The following is a 16,675-nucleotide window of genomic DNA, read 5'->3' on the forward strand; positions in this document are numbered from 1 at the left end:
CGTTTCTTTTGGCTAAATAGGCATTTGATATATCAAAAATTTTCTATATTAAAATCTTGTATTTCTTGTCGGTCCCGAATAATATGAGTAATTTAGCAGTCTCAACGATCACAAAGGCGCTGACAAAACAATTTATTATCAAATTAATGAAAATTACTCAATTTCGTAAGAACGAAGATACGATAGCGCTTAGCGTAATGGATCTTGATATACTGGTAAATAAGATAAAGACAGAAATAAAATCCCGTCCTGTTTCTACATTCAGAGAGCATTTGCGATATACCCTTCCCGATGAACGGTGTATGTTTGCCAATAAACTTCCTCAAATAATTCCTGCTGCCGAATTCCGAAAAGTAAACGGTCAGAAACAGATGAAAAACTACAACGGTATTGTAGAACTGACCATCGGTCCCTTGTCCAATAAGTCGGAAATCGCTTTAGTGAAACAAAAAGCCTGTGAGCAACCACAAACCCGTTGTGTTTTTATGGGTTCAAGTGGCAAAACAGTGAAAATATGGACTACCTTTACCCGACCGGACAACTCGCTTCCCAATACACAGGAAGAAGCGGAATTATTCCACGCCCATGCTTATCGATTGGCTGTGAAATGTTATCAGCCCCAGATTCCATTCGATATACTTCCCAAAGAGCCGACTTTGGAACAATATTCACGCTTATCCCACGACCCGGATATCATATATCGTCCGGATTCAGTCCAATTTTATCTCTCTCAACCATCATCAATGCCCGAAGAAACCACTTTCCGTGAAGCGGTTCAGGCGGAGAAATCTCCATTGACCCGTGCCGTACCGGGATATGATGCGGAAAATGCCTTCCTGATGCTTTTTGAAGCCGCTTTTCGGAAAGCTTATGCCGATCTCCGGGAAGCGGGGCTCGAATTGAGCGAAAACACATGGCATCCTTTAGTTGTCCAACTGGCTAAAAACTGTTTTGCTTCGGGACTTCCACAAGAAGAAGTTGTGAAACGTACTGTTTTCCACTTCTATATGTATAAACAGGAAGAGCTTATCCGGCAAATGATTGGCAATATATATACCGAGTGCAAAGGCTTCGGTAAGAATATCAGCCTGACTAAAGAGCAGCAACTCGCCTTGCAAACCGAAGAATTCATGAAACGCCGCTATGAATTCCGCCATAACACTCAAATCGGCGAGGTGGAATATCGTGAAAGGCTTTCTTTTCGTTTCCGCTTCAATCCTCTTGACAAACGTGCGTTGAACAGCATTGCCTTAGATGCGCAAATGGAAGGCATCCCGTTGTGGGACAGGGATATTAGTCGTTATATTTACTCCAATCGCGTACCTGTATTCAACCCGTTGGAAGATTTTCTCTACCGGCTTCCTGCGTGGGACGGCAAAGACCGTATCCGTGCATTGGCAGCCACCGTCCCTTGTAAGAATCCGTATTGGATGGATTTGTTCCACCGTTGGTTTCTCAATATGGTTTCTCATTGGAAAGGAAGTAATAAAAAGTATGCAAACAGTGTTTCTCCCTTACTTGTCGGACCGCAAGGGACACGTAAATCCACCTTTTGCCGGAGCATAATGCCCCCTACCGAGCGTTCCTACTATACCGACAGTATTGATTTTTCTCGAAAGAAAGATGCCGAACTTTACCTCAATCGTTTTGCGCTTATCAATATCGATGAATTTGACCAGGTGAGTTCGACACAACAAGGCTTTCTGAAACATATTCTGCAAAAGCCTGTACTGAATGTGAAGAAACCTCATGGCAGTGCCGTGCTTGAAATGCGTCGTTACGCCTCATTCATAGCTACGAGTAACCAAAAAGACTTGTTGACCGACCCTTCCGGCAGTCGTCGTTTTATTTGTATCGAAGTGACCGGAGTGATTGACACCAACCGTCCGATAGACTATGAGCAGCTTTACGCACAAGCTATGTATGAGCTGGAACATGGCGAACGTTACTGGTTCGATCAAGAGGAAGAAAAGATCATGGTGGAAAACAACCGTGAATTTGAACAGGTTCCGCCAGAAGAGCAACTTTTCTTTCGTTATTTTCGTGCCGCGCAGCCTGAAGAAGGGGAGTGGCTGTCTCCAGTAGAGATTATGGAAGATATTCAAAAAGGCAGTTCAATCCCGATGTCTGTCAAGAGGGTTAATTCCTTCGGAAGAATACTGAAAAAGCAAGAAATCCCTTCCAAACATACGCGTAGCGGTACTCTTTATCATGTCGTAAGACTAATAACCAGGTGACGGCAAAAATGCCATCACCCTGCTGTCACCTCTTGCTGTCACGGACTTATCGGTTCATTACTAAACTATTAACCCCTAATCTGTGACAGATGACAGCAACTTACCAAATATATTCTTCTGTGTAGCGTTGGTAAGTTGGTTCTTCTTTTATCCCTTTATTACGGAATAGTTGTTTTATATAGGCTTGGTCTTTAGGCATAAGCCCCCGTTCTCCACGATAGAACCGATAATATCCCGTTTTACCGTAGTGTCCCACTAATTGTATTCTGATACTGACTGCATCCTCATAAGGAATTCTGTTAAGCAACTGTTTAAGTCCCCATGCCACATGGACTTTTACAGTAGTTTTAAAACATTCGCACTGATTCCCATCTGCAGGATAACGTACCGGATTAACGATGGAGATATAAAGGTTATCTGCTGTATCAAGTTGTGTAGCTATATGGCGCAGGCACTTTGAGGCTTGTGGACATTGATCGTTGAAGCAACGGGCAAAATTGTAAGGGACAGACAGACTGTCGGGTTCTTCTTTCATCTTGTAGGGTTTATTTTATTTGTGAAATACTGTTGTAAATAGAGCAAACAGAATTCTCCACAAAAGTAGGACTTTATTTTGGGAATGGGAAGCGTTGGGTAGTGTTTTATTTGTATGTAATGGGGATTTCTTATCAACATTTGATAATTAGGGATACTCAATACATATCCCTAATTATTTGCAACAAGGTTTCTCTTTCTTGTCTAAGGTTTTTTATCTCTATTTTTAGCCAATCAATTTCTTTGTTCTTTGAGGAAATCAATTCATCTACAACTTCCTTAGGGAAATAATTGTTATAAACGAAGTTGAGTGTTTTATAAAGGTCGTCTATTTCTCTTTTTTTAGGCTCTCAAATTGTTCTTTCTGTTTCTCTAACAGTTTCTCAAAGAGTTCAATCGTTTGTTCTATGGGAAAATTATTGAATGTTTGGTTATTACCAATTGCATTTTTTACACCGCAATTCTCGTAAAAATTATTTGTGTTATATAAAACAGTTTCTTCGTTATACTCTTTCAATCCGTCGGTGGTAACTCCTAATGCAGAGGCTATTTTTTCTAATCGTTCATCGTCAATTTTCTCGGTTTGTTCCATTTTTGAAACAGCTTGCTTGGTTATTCCTAACAATTCGCCTAGCTCCGTTTGAGTCATACCGCGAAGTCTGCGTACACGTTCTATCTTTTTCCCTAGGTGAAGGTGATTTGATTTTATATTTTCTATTGTTTCCATTTTCCTATATATTAGATTGTTGGACCTAGCAGTGATTATTTCATATATTTTTTCAGGATCTCAATTTTATCTTGCTCACTTTTCAACAAACGCTCATATAACTCAACTATCTTTTCAAGTGGATTTATTTGTTGAACGATAGCGTATGTAGTAGCACCTTCAGAGATATTTGCATCCTTATAATTATGATGATTAATATTGAAAATCGTCTTTTCAACATCAAAGTCCTTGATGACTTCTTCGGATATCCCCAACACTTCAGCAATTCTTTTTAGAAAGCCTTCTTCTATTTCCTCTTGTTTCTCAATCTTTGAAATGACCTGCTGATTAACACCAAGATCGGCAGCTAGCGCTTCCTGTTTCATGCCTAAATATACACGAATCCTTTGTAAATTGCGTCCAACATGTCTCCGGTTTTCCTTCTCTTTTATTTCAACATCCATATTATTGTTCTTTAAATGAATACGTCTAGGCAAAGATAACAAGAAACAGTTTAATTCAAATGAAAGTATGCTTTATTTTTTAGTGTATGGCTTATTGACACTATCATTTGAGGATTCATACAATATGTTAATCGTGGGTGGTTAATGCGCCTTTGACAGCCTTGTAATTTTCGATTAACTAACTATTTCTTGTATCATTAATTATTATTTAAGCCAAAAGCTAGAGTACCTAACTTTTGCTTATAGCATTTCTCGATATTTATGGCTTCATAACTACTAATGCTAATAGATAATGTTTCAAGGATAGACCAAGAGAAATTATTAGGATAGTTATTGTCTTGATCGTATAATTTTTGTAAGGTTACATTGTTTCCGTGTCCTCCAGTTTTGGCATATTCTTTCCATCTACCCCAAATGCCTTCTTTCCCATATGTTGAACCTATATAATTTTTCCCAGTTTTTCTGTCCGTTATTATATAAATACAGTTTACAGCAGAAAGCATTTTTTTCCATTCAGGATATTCTTTTTCTAATATTATATTTTTTAGTTGTGCGAGGGTTAGAGCTATTTTTTCATATCCGGGGAAAATATGGTCAAATCCTGGAGTAATTTCAATAATCTCTTTGTCATTTTTATCATTAAGCCATTGATGCCAAGATATGGCTGAAGGTCCCCAGTCTATAATGATACGTTCTTTTAGTTCATCAAAGCCTTCTACTTCAGTCATTTTATAGCAATATTTATTAGTGTTGCGTTCGTTGTCAGGGCCTTCAATCTTGTAAATACCGATAAAACGGGCAATAGTGCCGTTTTCTCCAATAAAGGAAACAATATAATCGACATTTTTAAATACATCCCTATGTTGCTCACTTTGATATGCTATAAATTTATCTTTATCATTTCTATACCAGTCATACGGGTTACCTTCTACTTCTACTCCATTTATGAATTGTTTTTGGCGTGCGTCTTTATGCCGTACTAACTTGATTCTTTTATTTGTATCTAACCCTTTAAGTTTTAATAGTTCTCCAATTTTGATGATTGCCATAGTAATTTGTTATTAAAATTAGTAGGTTTTAGGATAGGCTTTCCGGTTTGGATAGCTTGAGTACAAATATATGAAGAAAAAGTTATAAAGGGAAAAAGAAATAGACTTTTCCCCTTTACGTGGATTATTTTAATCCTTTAATCATTCTATCTATACATTTTTTCTTTTGTTCCATATTGGGATGAACGTAAAGATCAAGTGTTGTGCTGATATTAGAATGGCCTAAAATAACACTTACAGTTTTGTAGTCGCAGTTGCTTTCTATGCAACGTGTAGCAAAGCTATGTCTAAGACCATGAAATTTTAGTTCTGGAATATTTAGATCTTTCATTAGTTTCTTGTAATAATTGCGATATGTTCTAGGTTCTGTAGGCTTTTCTTCATTTGTTAGAATGTAATAGTTACCGTTCACTATCTTTTTCAATGGCTTTAAAATTCTGATTAATTCTTTTGTAATTGGGATCTCACGAATGGAATTTTTAGTTTTTGGAGTATTGATAATAAGTTCTGTATGTCTTTTTTCTCCATCAATGATATAGATGCGTTCAATTGTTCTTTTAATAGAAATTATTCCTAATTCTATGTTTATGTCATCCCACGTTAAAGCACATACTTCTCCTATTCGTAGTCCGGTGCTAAGGCAAATATAAATTCCTAAATTCTTGAATGTGAAATGCTCTTGGATAAAACTCATGATCCTTTTTTGATGTGAGATACTAAGAACTTCTAAATGTTGTTTCTCATCTTCTGTTGGAAATCTGATTTCCCATTCTTTGTAATCTAAGAATCCATGTTTTACTCCGAATTTTAATATCATTTTCAATACAATTAAAATATCCTTAATGGATTTTTTACTTAACCCATTATTAATCTTCTGAAGAGCGAATTCCTGTACCTTATTTTCTTCTAACTCATACATTTCTCCAAATGTAGGATAAATGTGATTTTCAAGAATTAGCACATACGCAGCAAATGTCGATTGTTTTACATATTGCTTTTTGTCCTCTTTCCAAAGTACGGAAATTTCTTTGATAGTTTTTTTTTTGAATCATACTTTTATATTTTTAGTTATACAAAACAGGGTAAAGCTACGCGAATTGAGGATATAATTGTTATAATGTTCCTCATTTGAGATTCCCGGAGTTTGAGGGGGAATGGCGCAGCCATCTTCTTACAGAATTTATGAGTTTCAAAAATGGAATGAACCCTGATGCTAAAAGATTTGGCAACGGGATAAAGTTCATTTCAGTGATGGATATTCTTAATAATCAATTTATCTATTATGATAATATCCGAGTTTCAGTAGAAGTTATTGATGGTGATTTAGAAACTTATGGTGTGAACTATGGTGATATTTTGTTTCAACGTAGCTCTGAAACATTAGAAGATGTAGGTCAAGCAAATGTTTATTTAGATAGCAAGCCTGCAGTGTTTGGTGGTTTTGTAATTAGAGGAAAAAGCAAAGGGAACTATAATCCCTTGTTTTTCCGTTATCTTCTCGCTTCTCCAACAGCAAGGAAACGAATTATTATAAAAGGAGCTGGAGCACAACATTTTAATATTGGGCAAGATGGATTAAGCAAGGTTCGTATTGATATTCCTCGTAAACAAGAGCAGGAGAAGATTGCTAAACTATTATCACTTCTTGATGACCGCATTGCTACCCAAAACAAAATCATTGAGAAACTGCAATCCTTAATTAAAGGGCTTATAGATGATATAATAACTTCGCAGTGTGCGCGATTTGTAGCATTTGAAACACTATATAGTAAGGCAGGTGAAGGTGGTACACCTACCACATCAAATATCGAATTTTATAAAAATGGCAATATACCTTTTATAAAAATAGACGATTTGAGTAATAAATATTTAGTGACTAACAAAGATTATATTACAGAGTTAGGACTCAAAAAATCTTCAGCATGGCTAATCCCGGCAAACTCCATTATATATTCTAATGGAGCAACAATTGGAGCTATTTCTATAAACAAATATCAAATCTGTACCAAGCAAGGAATTTTAGGAATTGTCCCTAATTCTAACATTGATGTTGAGTATCTTTATTACTTTATGCGTTCCTCCTATTTTCAAAAAGAAGTTGAACGAGTTGTAACAGAAGGTACTATGAAAACAGCCTATCTAAAGGATATAAATCACATAAAATGCCCAATACCAGATTTAGATAGGCAAAAAGAAATTAGTCTTCTTCTTTCAGTGTTATCGCTTAAAGAGGATGTTGAAAGGCAACTATTACAGAAATATCAGATACATAAACAATATCTATTGAGCCAGATGTTCATATAAACATCTGCCCCAACAAATACTGTTTCTGCTGATTGAATGATGCAAGAAGTTCTTGCTCAACAAAAAGTTTGCTCTCCAATTTGTCAAGCACGTTTGCGACACGCTTTTGTTCAGCAAGTGGAGGACAATATATTTTCGCTTTACCATAATCTTTGAAGTAGATATGTGGTATCGCCATACCAGTTTTGTACGGTTGAAAGTTGAACACTGACAGCGCAAAGTACAGATACCGCAAATCATTGTTGCCTATGACAGTAAGATAGTTGAGTGTGCCAATTACCGAAAATTTGCCCTGTGAATAGGAAACTGTACCAACACCCGAACCATCCTTGATTACCAGTATCGCATCACCGTTCATTTGTGGCACATCTTTATAACCAACCAATCCATTCGCACCAAACACCTTGCATAATCCATTGGGTAAAACCTCACTTTCTTGAAGTGTGGAGCTATGACACTCTAAACATTGGGAAATTGTAGTATTAGGCTTTCCTTTAGTCGTTAGTGTAACTGCAAGCCCTTTAATTAAGGATTTGGTTTCTCTTTTGTCCGTAAGCATCCGATAAAGTACCCGTTTTCTCTGTCATATTTTCATAGCACCTTTGCCTGTGCAATATTGCATGAACTTCTAACATATTTTCATTATGACAAAAGAACAATTTACCTCTTTACAGGAACTGCATCGTTTAAGCGGTCTGAGTCTTCTGAAATTTCTGCAACGTGAACATGTCAGTTACTCCACGTACAATTATTGGAAACGTAAATCTTCCAGTGTTCCTGATCACGAGACATCTGCTCCCCAATCAGTCTTAGCCCCCATCAGCCTGACGTCCCCCTGTATTGCTTCCTCCTCTTCTGTTTCCGGAATGACCCTGTTGTTTCCTAATGGCGTCCGTGCCCATTTGGGTGCCGGTATGGAAGAGGCCGCTTCCCGTTTGATTAACCAATACGCCTGTTGCCATGTTCTGCCTGAATGATACGATGCGGTATTTTCTCTGCCCCGGCAGGACTGATATGCGCAAGGGTATCAGTTCTCTCTGCGGTGTGGTACACGAGCGTATGGGCTGCAGTGTCAGGAACGGTGATGTATTCATCTTCATTGGCAGCAGCCGTAAATTGATGAAGCTTCTCCATGCCGAGGATGGCGGTCTGGTGATGTATGTCAAGCGCCTTGAAGCCGGTCATTTCAAGATTCCCGAATATGACGAGAAATCGTGCAGCTATCCGATGGAATGGCGCGATCTTGTCATTATGGTGGAAGGAATCCGTGAATCTCCCGGGCAGCGTTTGAGACGTCTGAGGGCGGAACGAAATGTATATACTGTATAAAAATAGATGTCGTATTCCTTGTCTGTCCGGGATATATTTTGTACATTTATAGTGTAATTAAAAGAAACGGATTATGACTCAGGAAGAGATGCTTTCACAGATGAACTCAATGCTGCAGTCCCTGCAGCAGGTGAACGCATCCCAGGCTGAGACCATTATCAGGCTTACCCGGCAGAATGAATCCTTACAGAACCGTCTCAATGAGCTGACGGCTCAAGTCGCATGGCTGAACCGCCAGCTTTTCGGTCACAAGTCAGAGAAACTCCCGTCTCTTGATTCCAACCAGCCTGACCTGTTCGGTGACTTTCTTCCTGATAACGCGGCTGAACTGGAAAAAGCGCGTGAAGTAGCGGTGCAGACAATCACAAAAGAAACGGTGGAGAGCAAGAAACGGGAACGGAATAACCGCAGGATAATGGAAGGTCTTCCCGTACTTGAAAGGGTAATCATCGAGCCGGAAGACATTGACCTGGAACTGTACAGGAAGATTGGTGAGGAAGTGACCCGTGTGGTGGAACATAAGCCCGGACAACTTTATATAAAGGAGATTGTACGGCCCAAATATGCCCTTAAAGACAACACTTCACTTCCACCGGTCGGCAGAAAAGGAGTGGAGATAGCCGCCATGCCGCTGTTGCCTATATACAAAGGAATAGCGGGACCTACACTTTTGGCGGAGATACTCCTGCAGAAATATGAGTATCATCTTCCCTTCTACCGCCAGGTGAAACAGTTGCATCACCTGGGCTTCAAAGCTAGTGAAAGTACCATAGACGGATGGTTCAAGCCTGCGGTTGAACTTCTCAAGCCACTTTACGAGGTACTCAGGCAGGAAATCATGAAATCCGACTACATACAGGGGGATGAAACGACCGTACCTGTACTGGACAAGGCAGGACATCAGACCAACAAGGAATACTTGTGGATGGTCAGGGCGGTAGTCGAACGACTGGTGCTTTTCCATTATGACAAAGGATCACGGTCAGGTACGGTGATAGGGCAACTGGCTAAAGACTTCAAGGGTTATTTCCAATGTGACGGCTTTGAGGGTTACGAATCGGCTTTCAAGGTCAACCCGAATGTGCGCCTTGTTAACTGCATGGCTCATATACGCAGGTATTTTGAGCAGGCACTTGCTGAAAACAGGCAGATGGCGGAACATGCCTTAAAAGAAATACAGCTTCTATATCGCATAGAACATGACTGTGACCAGAAGCAGCTTACAGAAAATGAACGAATGGGAAAACGTCAGGAACTTGCCGGACCTATTATGGATGCCTTGAAGCTATGGATGGAAACAGAAGGGATAAAATACAGCCCAAACAGCCTGACCGGAAAGGCGATAACCTATGCCTATACCCGCTGGGAGAATATGATGAGGTATCTGCAGGATGGACGTATCCATATTGATAACAATCTGGCGGAAAATGCCATCCGACCAATCACATTGGGTAGAAAGAACTACTTGTTCTGTGGAGACCATCAGGCGGCCGTCAGCATGAGTGTCGTCTGTTCGTTACTGGCTACGTGCAAAGCGCATAAAGTAAATCCGCGCACTTATCTGAATGACGTTATAGCAAGAATACCATATATGCAGAAGGCAAATTATGAGGAACTGTTACAAATGTTGCCACACAAATGGAAGGAAAAGAATAAAGAATGATGGAGATACAACGATAGATGGCTGCTTACCAGGAAAGGAGATACAGCCATTTTTTTATAGTGTACTTTATCGGATGCTTACTTTTGTCCGCAATTAGTTTGAAAATGCTTCACTCTTGTAGTTGGGAACAATTCAAAATCAAAGATATAGCAACTATAGGACGCGGCAGAGTTATTAGTTCCGTAGAAATTAGCCAGCAAGTGAATCCCACATATCCAGTATATTCCTCTCAAACATCAAACGAGGGTATCATGGGGTACCTTGACGATTATATGTTTGAGGGTGAATACGTCAGTTGGACAACAGACGGTGCAAATGCAGGAACTGTATTTTATCGTAATGGAAAGTTTAATTGCACCAATGTCTGTGGTTTGTTAAAACTTAGGAAAGGTTTTGATGCTCATTTTGTTTCATTGGTTTTGGCTGAAGCAACCAAGAAATATGTCTCGATAAATTTAGCTAATCCCAAACTTATGAACAACACAATGGGAAATATTCAAATACGCCTACCAAATTTAGAAGAGCAAAAAAGAATATCCATTGTTTTCAGAAAGTTACAAGAACTATTAGCTATGCATAATAGCTTGCTCAATGTCTATTCGATGCAGAAACAGTATTTACTCTCGCAAATGTTTATATAAACATCTGCGAGAGCAGATAGCTTCGTTGCTTTAATAGATTGTCCGCTATTTTTATCTCATTAAGTAGCTTACATTCAATGCTCTTTATGATGGATAAAATATGCCGTTGCACTTCTAAAGAAGGAATGCAAACTTTCATATTAAGCCATTCGTCAACATTGATAGAACGACCATCTCTTATGCCATAAGTCACCAATCTAAGAGAGTTAATGAACGAAGTTGATGTGAAATAAGGTGCCAAATATCCATAGCTTAATCTATCGTTAGGGCGCAAAATGATATAAGCAGGACTACATACCCCAACCATTTGAGAAAAAGCCATACCACCTTGAAATGAGCGAAGATGCACTATATAATCACCTTCTCGAACTATTTTATAGCCAGTGATTGCGTTTTTTTCGTACTTGATGTCAATATTCAAATCGTTACGTTCAATCATACCAAATTCTTGACTTGCGGACAAGATATTTGAGTATTCCATCATCTTATTTTTTTCATTGACAACCGTCAACAAGTCACCATATAAACAGGGCTGACCATCTATGTTTTCATAGAGTCTATCTATAATTGCGGACTTTAGTTTCTTCAAGTCCTCAATGATTTTGTTTTGGGTAGCAATGCGCTCATCTATGGCTATTAGCAGTTTTGCAATTTTAGTTTGTTCTTTTTTTGAAGGAATTCCAATATACACTTCATCGAAATTACGAACACTTATAGAAAACACCTTTGTTCCTTGAGCAATTCTTCTAATCTGTTTGTGGAATGAATCGGAAGCAAACGCATAACCTTTATAGCCAATAACCGTCTGATTAGAATTATCTCGTCCATGAATAGTGTGTAATCCTGAAACGATTTGTTGACTATCACAATTGATAACCTCAATGGCTTTGGCTACATCATTTGTATCTTCTGAAGCATCAGCAAAAGCCACATCCCCCTCTTTGAATAGTGTATATGATTTCGGCATAGTCTCTTCCTTTATATAAGGAAGAGAAACGGAAGATACATCTACCATTGTAGGTACGCCTTTATGAATTAAGCCATAGTGCAAATTCTTTATTTTACCGTTATTATAGTCTAATTGTTCCCACGAGAGAGAGTTGGCAGAATAAAAATCTAAGAGTTTTGAAACTTTGACTTTCTTCCACTCTCCGCTAAACTCCGGGAATCTCAAATGAGGAACATTGCATTTATCTTTATTGTTATTATTTGCCATAATCATTTTATTTTTCTAGAAAATAACATTGAGGATTTGTTACAAACAAAATATTATAGGATTAAGCCTAGCTCTTTCAAATAAACATCTATCTGTTTATCTAGTTCTGCTCGTTTTGCTTCTAATTCTTTAATTTCAGTCATGACCGCATGGATATCTATTTCTTCTTCCTCTTCAAAAGTATCTACATAGCGAGGTATATTCAAATTATAATCATTCTCTTTAACTTCCTGCAAAGTGGCACAATGGCTATATTTTTCTATTTCTTTTCTTTCACGATATGTATCGATAATTTTTTGAATATGTTCAGGACGTAACTTATTCTGTGTCTTTACTTTTTCAAATTCTTTACTTGCATCTATAAAGAGGATATTATCATCTTCTTTGCGGCATTTTTTTATTACTAAGATACAAGTAGGAATACTGGTCCCATAGAAAATATTGGCAGGTAATCCGATAATGGTATCGATATAATTTTTCTTTTCAATTAAGAATTGACGGATTTTTCCTTCTGCAGCTCCACGAAATAGTACTCCGTGTGGTACTACACAGGCCATTGTTCCCCCATCATTGAGATGGTAAATCATGTGAAGGATAAAAGCATAATCAGCTTTAGATCTTGGAGCTAATACTCCAGCCTTACTAAAACGGTCGTCGTTGTTGAATTTATCTGCTGCAGTCCAGTCTGCGGAAAAAGGAGGATTGGCAACTACGGCATCAAATTGTCTATCTCCAAAGGCATCAGCTTCTAATGTATCTCCATTTTGGATATCAAAGTCTTTATATTTTACACCATGAAGAAGCATATTCATTCTACAAAGATTGAATGTTGTGGGATTCTTTTCTTGTCCAAAAATAGAATCGGCTTTACCACTTTTAGCTGTACGAAGAAGTAGGGAACCGCTACCGCATGTCGGGTCGAATACATCTTTTAATCGTACTTTGCCTGTTATTACAATTTCAGCTAAAATCTGACTAACTTCTTGCGGAGTATAAAACTCTCCCGCTTTCTTTCCTGCTCCGGCAGCGAATTGACTTATCATGTACTCGTAAGCATCCCCTAGAATATCTATATCTCCGGCTTCTTGTAATCCAAAGTCGATACCATTTAGTGCAATCAATACATCACTAATTAACTTATTCTTGTCGTCAGCAGTCTTTCCCAGTTTGGGAGAAGCTAAATCCAGATCAGAAAATAAACCACCAAAATCATCCTCACTATCCTGTCCTATTGTAGAATCTTCTATTTTTTTGAGTGAACGTTCTAAAGACGGCAAGATATTTTCTTTCTTACTGATTAGCTCTATGATGGTGGAGTAAAGATATTCCGGTTCTATAAAATAACCTAGATTTTGAATACATTCTTCTTTTACATCCTGTTTTAATTCCTCATCCTTGCCACTCCATACCTCTTTGAAAGTAATATGATCTTCTTCTAGTATTTCATTGGCATAAAGTTCTATTTTTTCGGATAGATATTTGTAGAAAATAAAGCCTAAAGTGAAATACATAAAATCACTAGCAGACATGTTTCCTCTTAAAGTATTGGCGACAGTCCATAATTGACTGCGCAATTTTTGTTGTAGTTCTTCGCTCATATATTTAATGTAATTTTATTCCCAGTTGAATAATTCTATTATCGAATGTAGTTTGTCCATTATCCTTTTGAGTAGTGTACGGCGTTCTTTTAGTCCGATTCTTTTCTTTTTGACGGCCTCCTGAAGGATTTCGGTTTTTTCTTTCTGTAAAAAATCGTATTCATTTAGAAACTTAATGAGGGCTTCTTCATCAATTCCTTCTTCTTCTGCCAACTCTTGAATAGCTTTATAACGTTGTTGACTAACATAATTCGTTAGTCTACTTTCTAAGTCAATTGAACCATCAGATTTAGATTTGCTAAATCCATCTTTGTCATTATCCACGTTTTGACGAATAAATCCATCTATAAGTTTGGCTTTGTTACGCATAACAGCATCTTTTATCATGGTATCTAAAATCTGCTGACGTCTTTCTTGATAATCATTGCTCGAAGGATCTAAGTCATTGATTAGTGTCAGGATATATGCTACATTTATCACGTCACTATGAAGGAGTTCCAGACAGAAATCAATATCGTCTAGAGTTCTTTCGTCTTTGCCATAAGGAGGCACATCTGTATCTCCTGTATTTTTCTTGTCATCAGGATTAGGGTTAATTACTCCGGTGGTAATATCTAAATATTTACTTCGAAAATCCATGAACTCTTGTTCTGATAAGATAAATTCTTTGTCGTCAGGTTCGAAGTCTTCATAGATTTGCATTTCTGCCCGCTTTTTTATAATTTCACGGAAAGCTAATACAAAGTCTCTTTTTTCATATTCACTTTGTAATTTGTCAATACTTTGTACATAAGGATATTTCTCTTTAAATTTCAAAGATAACTCATTAAACTTTTCTTTTACAACAAGAAAAGGTTCACGTAGAATTGTGTCTGCAGGATTATTGTTACTAAATAATTTTATGGCAGCATCTACATTGTTTTTTAAATCACGGAAACATACAATTTTTCCGAAACGTTTCTTTTCATTTAATATACGGTTGGTTCGGCTAAAGGCTTGTAGCAATCCATGATATTCTAAGTTCTTATCAACATAAAGTGTATTTAGCTTTTTAGCGTCAAAGCCAGTAAGAAACATACCTACGACAAGAAGCAGATCCAAAGGTTCCATATCCTTCTTTTTTTTCTTCATGCGTAGATTTATGTCATCATAATAGGCACTAAAGTTATCTGTTGTGAAAGATGTACCAAATGTGTTGTTATAGTCACTCATAATGACTTGTAGCTCATCTGCCGTAACTTTATCATTAGCATAGCCTTGGTTCATTCCTGTTTGTTCGTCATCTTGACTGCTATTTGCTGCGTATGTAAATACAGCCCCAATCTTAATTTTAGGATTTAACTCTTTAAATATTTTGTAATATTGTAATAGCATGGGGACAGATTGGATTGCGAACAGTGCATTGAATTCGCCATCAACTGTTGACTTGTTGAAATTTGTAAGAATGAATTTAGCTATCTCTTTCATGCGAGCTTCATTCATATAATCAATCCCAGATTCATCTTTACCTTTATAATATTCAACTAAAAAACCTAGCACATTTTCATCAGCAATAGCATCCTTGATGAGATAACGGTGAAGGCAGTCACTAAACACTTCTTTTGTGGTATGCTCTTGTTTGGCATTCTCTACAAATATAGGAGTACCTGTGAATCCGAAGATTTGAAGGTTACTGAAGAATTTGACAATATTTTTATGGCAATCACCAAAATGACTACGATGACATTCATCAAAAATCATCACAACTTTCTGATGGCGTACTTCTTGAAGATACTTGTTATAGTAATCTTTTGTAATAGCACAATTCAACTTTTGAATAGTAGTAATTATGATTTTAGAATTACCACTTAATCGTTTGATTAGTTCATAGGTATTATCAGTCCCATCAACAGCACCTGGTTCAAATGCTTCGTATTCTGATTGGGTCTGTGTGTCTAAATCATGACGGTCTACAACAAACATAACTTTGTCTATACCATCAAGCTCTGAAACTAACTGGGCGGCTTTGAATGATGTTAATGTCTTTCCTGCCCCAGTAGTATGCCATATATAACCGTTTTTATTGGAGTTCTGTACTCGTTCTAATATACGTTCTACTGCGTAGAATTGATAGGGACGGAGTACCATTAAGCATTTATCGCCTTCATGCAATACAATGTACTTGCTTATCATTTTTCCCAAATTACATTGGTCAAAAAAGAAATAAGCAAATTTACTTAAATCGTTAAAAGGTATATTTTCGGGGTCTGTCCAATTAAAAGTAAATTTGTAGCCTCCATTAGGGTTGTTGGCAAAATAGCGTGTGTTTACACCATTGGATATGACGAATAATTGTATATAATCAAATAATCCATGAAATGAGGTTTTATGATAGCGTTGAATTTGGTTATATGCTTCTTTTAATTCAACTCCTCGTTTCTTTAATTCTATCTGAACTAATGGTAATCCATTTATTAAAATGGTTACATCATAGCGACATTTTTTTCTCCCTTCTACTGTTATTTGATTGGATACCTGGAATTCATTTTGGCACCATTTATTTTTATTCAAGAATTCTACCCAAATACGTTCTCCATCTTCTGTTTCTAGTGGATATAGGTCACGCAACTTTTTAGCTTTCTCAAAACGTGTTCCTCCTTCTAAATAAATACAGATTTTGTCAAACTCCTTATCAGTAAAATGTTTTCTCTTGTGTAGGGAGAGTTCTCTTTTATTGTGTTTCTCAAGTTGCTTTTTAAAGTTGGCGTACAGATTTTCTTCTTCCTTGATGGAAATATATTCATAGTTCGTTTCCATTAAGGTCTTTATTAATCCGTTTTCTAATACTTGTTCACTTTGAGTAACCATCTGTTGTCGTATTTTTAATCCATAATCTAATAGATTAAGGATAAAAGAGTTCAAAGTTACAACTTTTTTAATGTAGAAAAAGAAAAG

15 protein-coding genes are annotated in these 16,675 nt (G+C 37.3%); 6 read left to right on the plus strand and 9 right to left on the minus strand.

Going from position 1 to position 16,675, the window contains the following annotated elements; all coding sequences use genetic code 11:
- The first annotated feature begins 146 nt into the window (after nt 1–146).
- On the plus strand, nt 147–2,237 hold the full coding sequence (locus tag NXV01_RS11745; RefSeq protein ID WP_259023445.1) for a BT4734/BF3469 family protein: 2,091 nt from the start codon (nt 147–149) through the stop codon (nt 2,235–2,237).
- Between the two features lie 100 nt (nt 2,238–2,337).
- Here the strand turns inward: NXV01_RS11745 and NXV01_RS11750 are convergent, their stop codons facing one another.
- The 5 genes from NXV01_RS11750 to NXV01_RS11770 all read right to left on the minus strand — a co-directional run bounded on the left by NXV01_RS11750 (nt 2,338) and on the right by NXV01_RS11770 (nt 6,023).
- Nucleotides 2,338–2,772 carry a DUF6078 family protein gene (locus NXV01_RS11750; RefSeq protein ID WP_259022510.1) on the minus strand — a complete coding sequence of 145 codons (435 nt, stop codon included), beginning with the start codon at nt 2,770–2,772 and terminating at the stop codon, nt 2,338–2,340.
- Nucleotides 2,773–3,099: 327 nt separating this feature from the next.
- Nucleotides 3,100–3,498, minus strand: a complete 399-nt coding sequence (locus NXV01_RS11755) for a helix-turn-helix domain-containing protein (protein WP_007750424.1) — start codon at nt 3,496–3,498, stop codon at nt 3,100–3,102.
- A gap of 35 nt (nt 3,499–3,533) precedes the next feature.
- Entirely contained in the window at nt 3,534–3,941 is a 408-nt protein-coding gene (locus tag NXV01_RS11760) for a helix-turn-helix transcriptional regulator (protein ID WP_004302000.1), read from the minus strand.
- Nucleotides 3,942–4,138: 197 nt separating this feature from the next.
- Nucleotides 4,139–4,990, minus strand: a complete 852-nt coding sequence (locus NXV01_RS11765; RefSeq protein ID WP_259022511.1) for a GIY-YIG nuclease family protein — start codon at nt 4,988–4,990, stop codon at nt 4,139–4,141.
- 124 nt (nt 4,991–5,114) lie between these two features.
- Complete coding sequence (locus NXV01_RS11770; protein ID WP_259023446.1) at nt 5,115–6,023, minus strand: site-specific integrase; 909 nt, start codon at nt 6,021–6,023, stop codon at nt 5,115–5,117.
- A gap of 95 nt (nt 6,024–6,118) precedes the next feature.
- On the opposite strand from NXV01_RS11770, the gene NXV01_RS11775 reads away from it, so the two are divergent.
- Nucleotides 6,119–7,294, plus strand: coding sequence for a restriction endonuclease subunit S (locus NXV01_RS11775; protein ID WP_259022512.1), 1,176 nt, complete (start codon nt 6,119–6,121; stop codon nt 7,292–7,294).
- On the opposite strand, the gene NXV01_RS11780 is transcribed toward NXV01_RS11775, so the two are convergent.
- Complete coding sequence (locus NXV01_RS11780; RefSeq protein WP_259022513.1) at nt 7,287–7,853, minus strand: restriction endonuclease subunit S; 567 nt, start codon at nt 7,851–7,853, stop codon at nt 7,287–7,289. The two genes, NXV01_RS11775 and NXV01_RS11780, sit on opposite strands and share 8 nt — an antisense overlap.
- Before the next feature lie 85 nt (nt 7,854–7,938).
- Between NXV01_RS11780 and tnpA the strand changes: the two genes are divergently transcribed.
- From tnpA to NXV01_RS11800, 4 genes are all read left to right on the plus strand, one after another.
- Nucleotides 7,939–8,271 carry an IS66 family insertion sequence element accessory protein TnpA gene (gene tnpA / locus NXV01_RS11785; RefSeq protein WP_217723764.1) on the plus strand — a complete coding sequence of 111 codons (333 nt, stop codon included), beginning with the start codon at nt 7,939–7,941 and terminating at the stop codon, nt 8,269–8,271.
- A complete protein-coding gene (gene tnpB / locus NXV01_RS11790; RefSeq protein ID WP_195650752.1) occupies nt 8,255–8,623 on the plus strand; it encodes an IS66 family insertion sequence element accessory protein TnpB in 369 nt (122 codons plus the stop codon). Before tnpA ends, tnpB begins: the two co-directional genes overlap by 17 nt.
- A gap of 73 nt (nt 8,624–8,696) precedes the next feature.
- Nucleotides 8,697–10,286: an IS66 family transposase gene (tnpC, locus tag NXV01_RS11795; protein WP_259022514.1), complete on the plus strand. Its 1,590-nt coding sequence runs from the start codon at nt 8,697–8,699 to the stop codon at nt 10,284–10,286.
- 17 nt (nt 10,287–10,303) lie between these two features.
- Nucleotides 10,304–10,927 carry a restriction endonuclease subunit S gene (locus NXV01_RS11800; RefSeq protein ID WP_259022515.1) on the plus strand — a complete coding sequence of 208 codons (624 nt, stop codon included), beginning with the start codon at nt 10,304–10,306 and terminating at the stop codon, nt 10,925–10,927.
- On the opposite strand, the gene NXV01_RS11805 is transcribed toward NXV01_RS11800, so the two are convergent.
- From NXV01_RS11805 to NXV01_RS11815, 3 genes are read right to left on the minus strand one after another with little or no spacing between them, the layout of a single operon-like run.
- Nucleotides 10,920–12,143, minus strand: a complete 1,224-nt coding sequence (locus NXV01_RS11805) for a restriction endonuclease subunit S (RefSeq protein WP_259022516.1) — start codon at nt 12,141–12,143, stop codon at nt 10,920–10,922. The genes NXV01_RS11800 and NXV01_RS11805 overlap by 8 nt on opposite strands.
- Before the next feature lie 53 nt (nt 12,144–12,196).
- Nucleotides 12,197–13,741 carry a type I restriction-modification system subunit M gene (locus tag NXV01_RS11810; RefSeq protein WP_259022517.1) on the minus strand — a complete coding sequence of 515 codons (1,545 nt, stop codon included), beginning with the start codon at nt 13,739–13,741 and terminating at the stop codon, nt 12,197–12,199.
- Nucleotides 13,742–13,756: 15 nt separating this feature from the next.
- Nucleotides 13,757–16,588 carry a type I restriction endonuclease subunit R gene (locus tag NXV01_RS11815; protein WP_259022518.1) on the minus strand — a complete coding sequence of 944 codons (2,832 nt, stop codon included), beginning with the start codon at nt 16,586–16,588 and terminating at the stop codon, nt 13,757–13,759.
- Nucleotides 16,589–16,675: the final 87 nt, after the last annotated feature.

This window comes from Bacteroides sp. BFG-606, assembly GCF_024788145.1.
GTDB lineage: Bacteria > Bacteroidota > Bacteroidia > Bacteroidales > Bacteroidaceae > Bacteroides > Bacteroides vicugnae.

Coding starts and splice junctions, on each gene's coding strand:
- NXV01_RS11745 (WP_259023445.1), top strand. CDS start 147: ATGAAAATTACTCAATTTCGTAAGAACGAAGATACGATAGCGCTTAGC.
- NXV01_RS11750 (WP_259022510.1), bottom strand. CDS start 2,772: ATGAAAGAAGAACCCGACAGTCTGTCTGTCCCTTACAATTTTGCCCGT.
- NXV01_RS11755 (WP_007750424.1), bottom strand. CDS start 3,498: ATGGAAACAATAGAAAATATAAAATCAAATCACCTTCACCTAGGGAAA.
- NXV01_RS11760 (WP_004302000.1), bottom strand. CDS start 3,941: ATGGATGTTGAAATAAAAGAGAAGGAAAACCGGAGACATGTTGGACGC.
- NXV01_RS11765 (WP_259022511.1), bottom strand. CDS start 4,990: ATGGCAATCATCAAAATTGGAGAACTATTAAAACTTAAAGGGTTAGAT.
- NXV01_RS11780 (WP_259022513.1), bottom strand. CDS start 7,853: ATGCTTACGGACAAAAGAGAAACCAAATCCTTAATTAAAGGGCTTGCA.
- tnpA (WP_217723764.1), top strand. CDS start 7,939: ATGACAAAAGAACAATTTACCTCTTTACAGGAACTGCATCGTTTAAGC.
- tnpB (WP_195650752.1), top strand. CDS start 8,255: ATGTTCTGCCTGAATGATACGATGCGGTATTTTCTCTGCCCCGGCAGG.
- tnpC (WP_259022514.1), top strand. CDS start 8,697: ATGACTCAGGAAGAGATGCTTTCACAGATGAACTCAATGCTGCAGTCC.
- NXV01_RS11800 (WP_259022515.1), top strand. CDS start 10,304: ATGGCTGCTTACCAGGAAAGGAGATACAGCCATTTTTTTATAGTGTAC.
- NXV01_RS11805 (WP_259022516.1), bottom strand. CDS start 12,143: ATGGCAAATAATAACAATAAAGATAAATGCAATGTTCCTCATTTGAGA.
- NXV01_RS11810 (WP_259022517.1), bottom strand. CDS start 13,741: ATGAGCGAAGAACTACAACAAAAATTGCGCAGTCAATTATGGACTGTC.
- NXV01_RS11815 (WP_259022518.1), bottom strand. CDS start 16,588: ATGGTTACTCAAAGTGAACAAGTATTAGAAAACGGATTAATAAAGACC.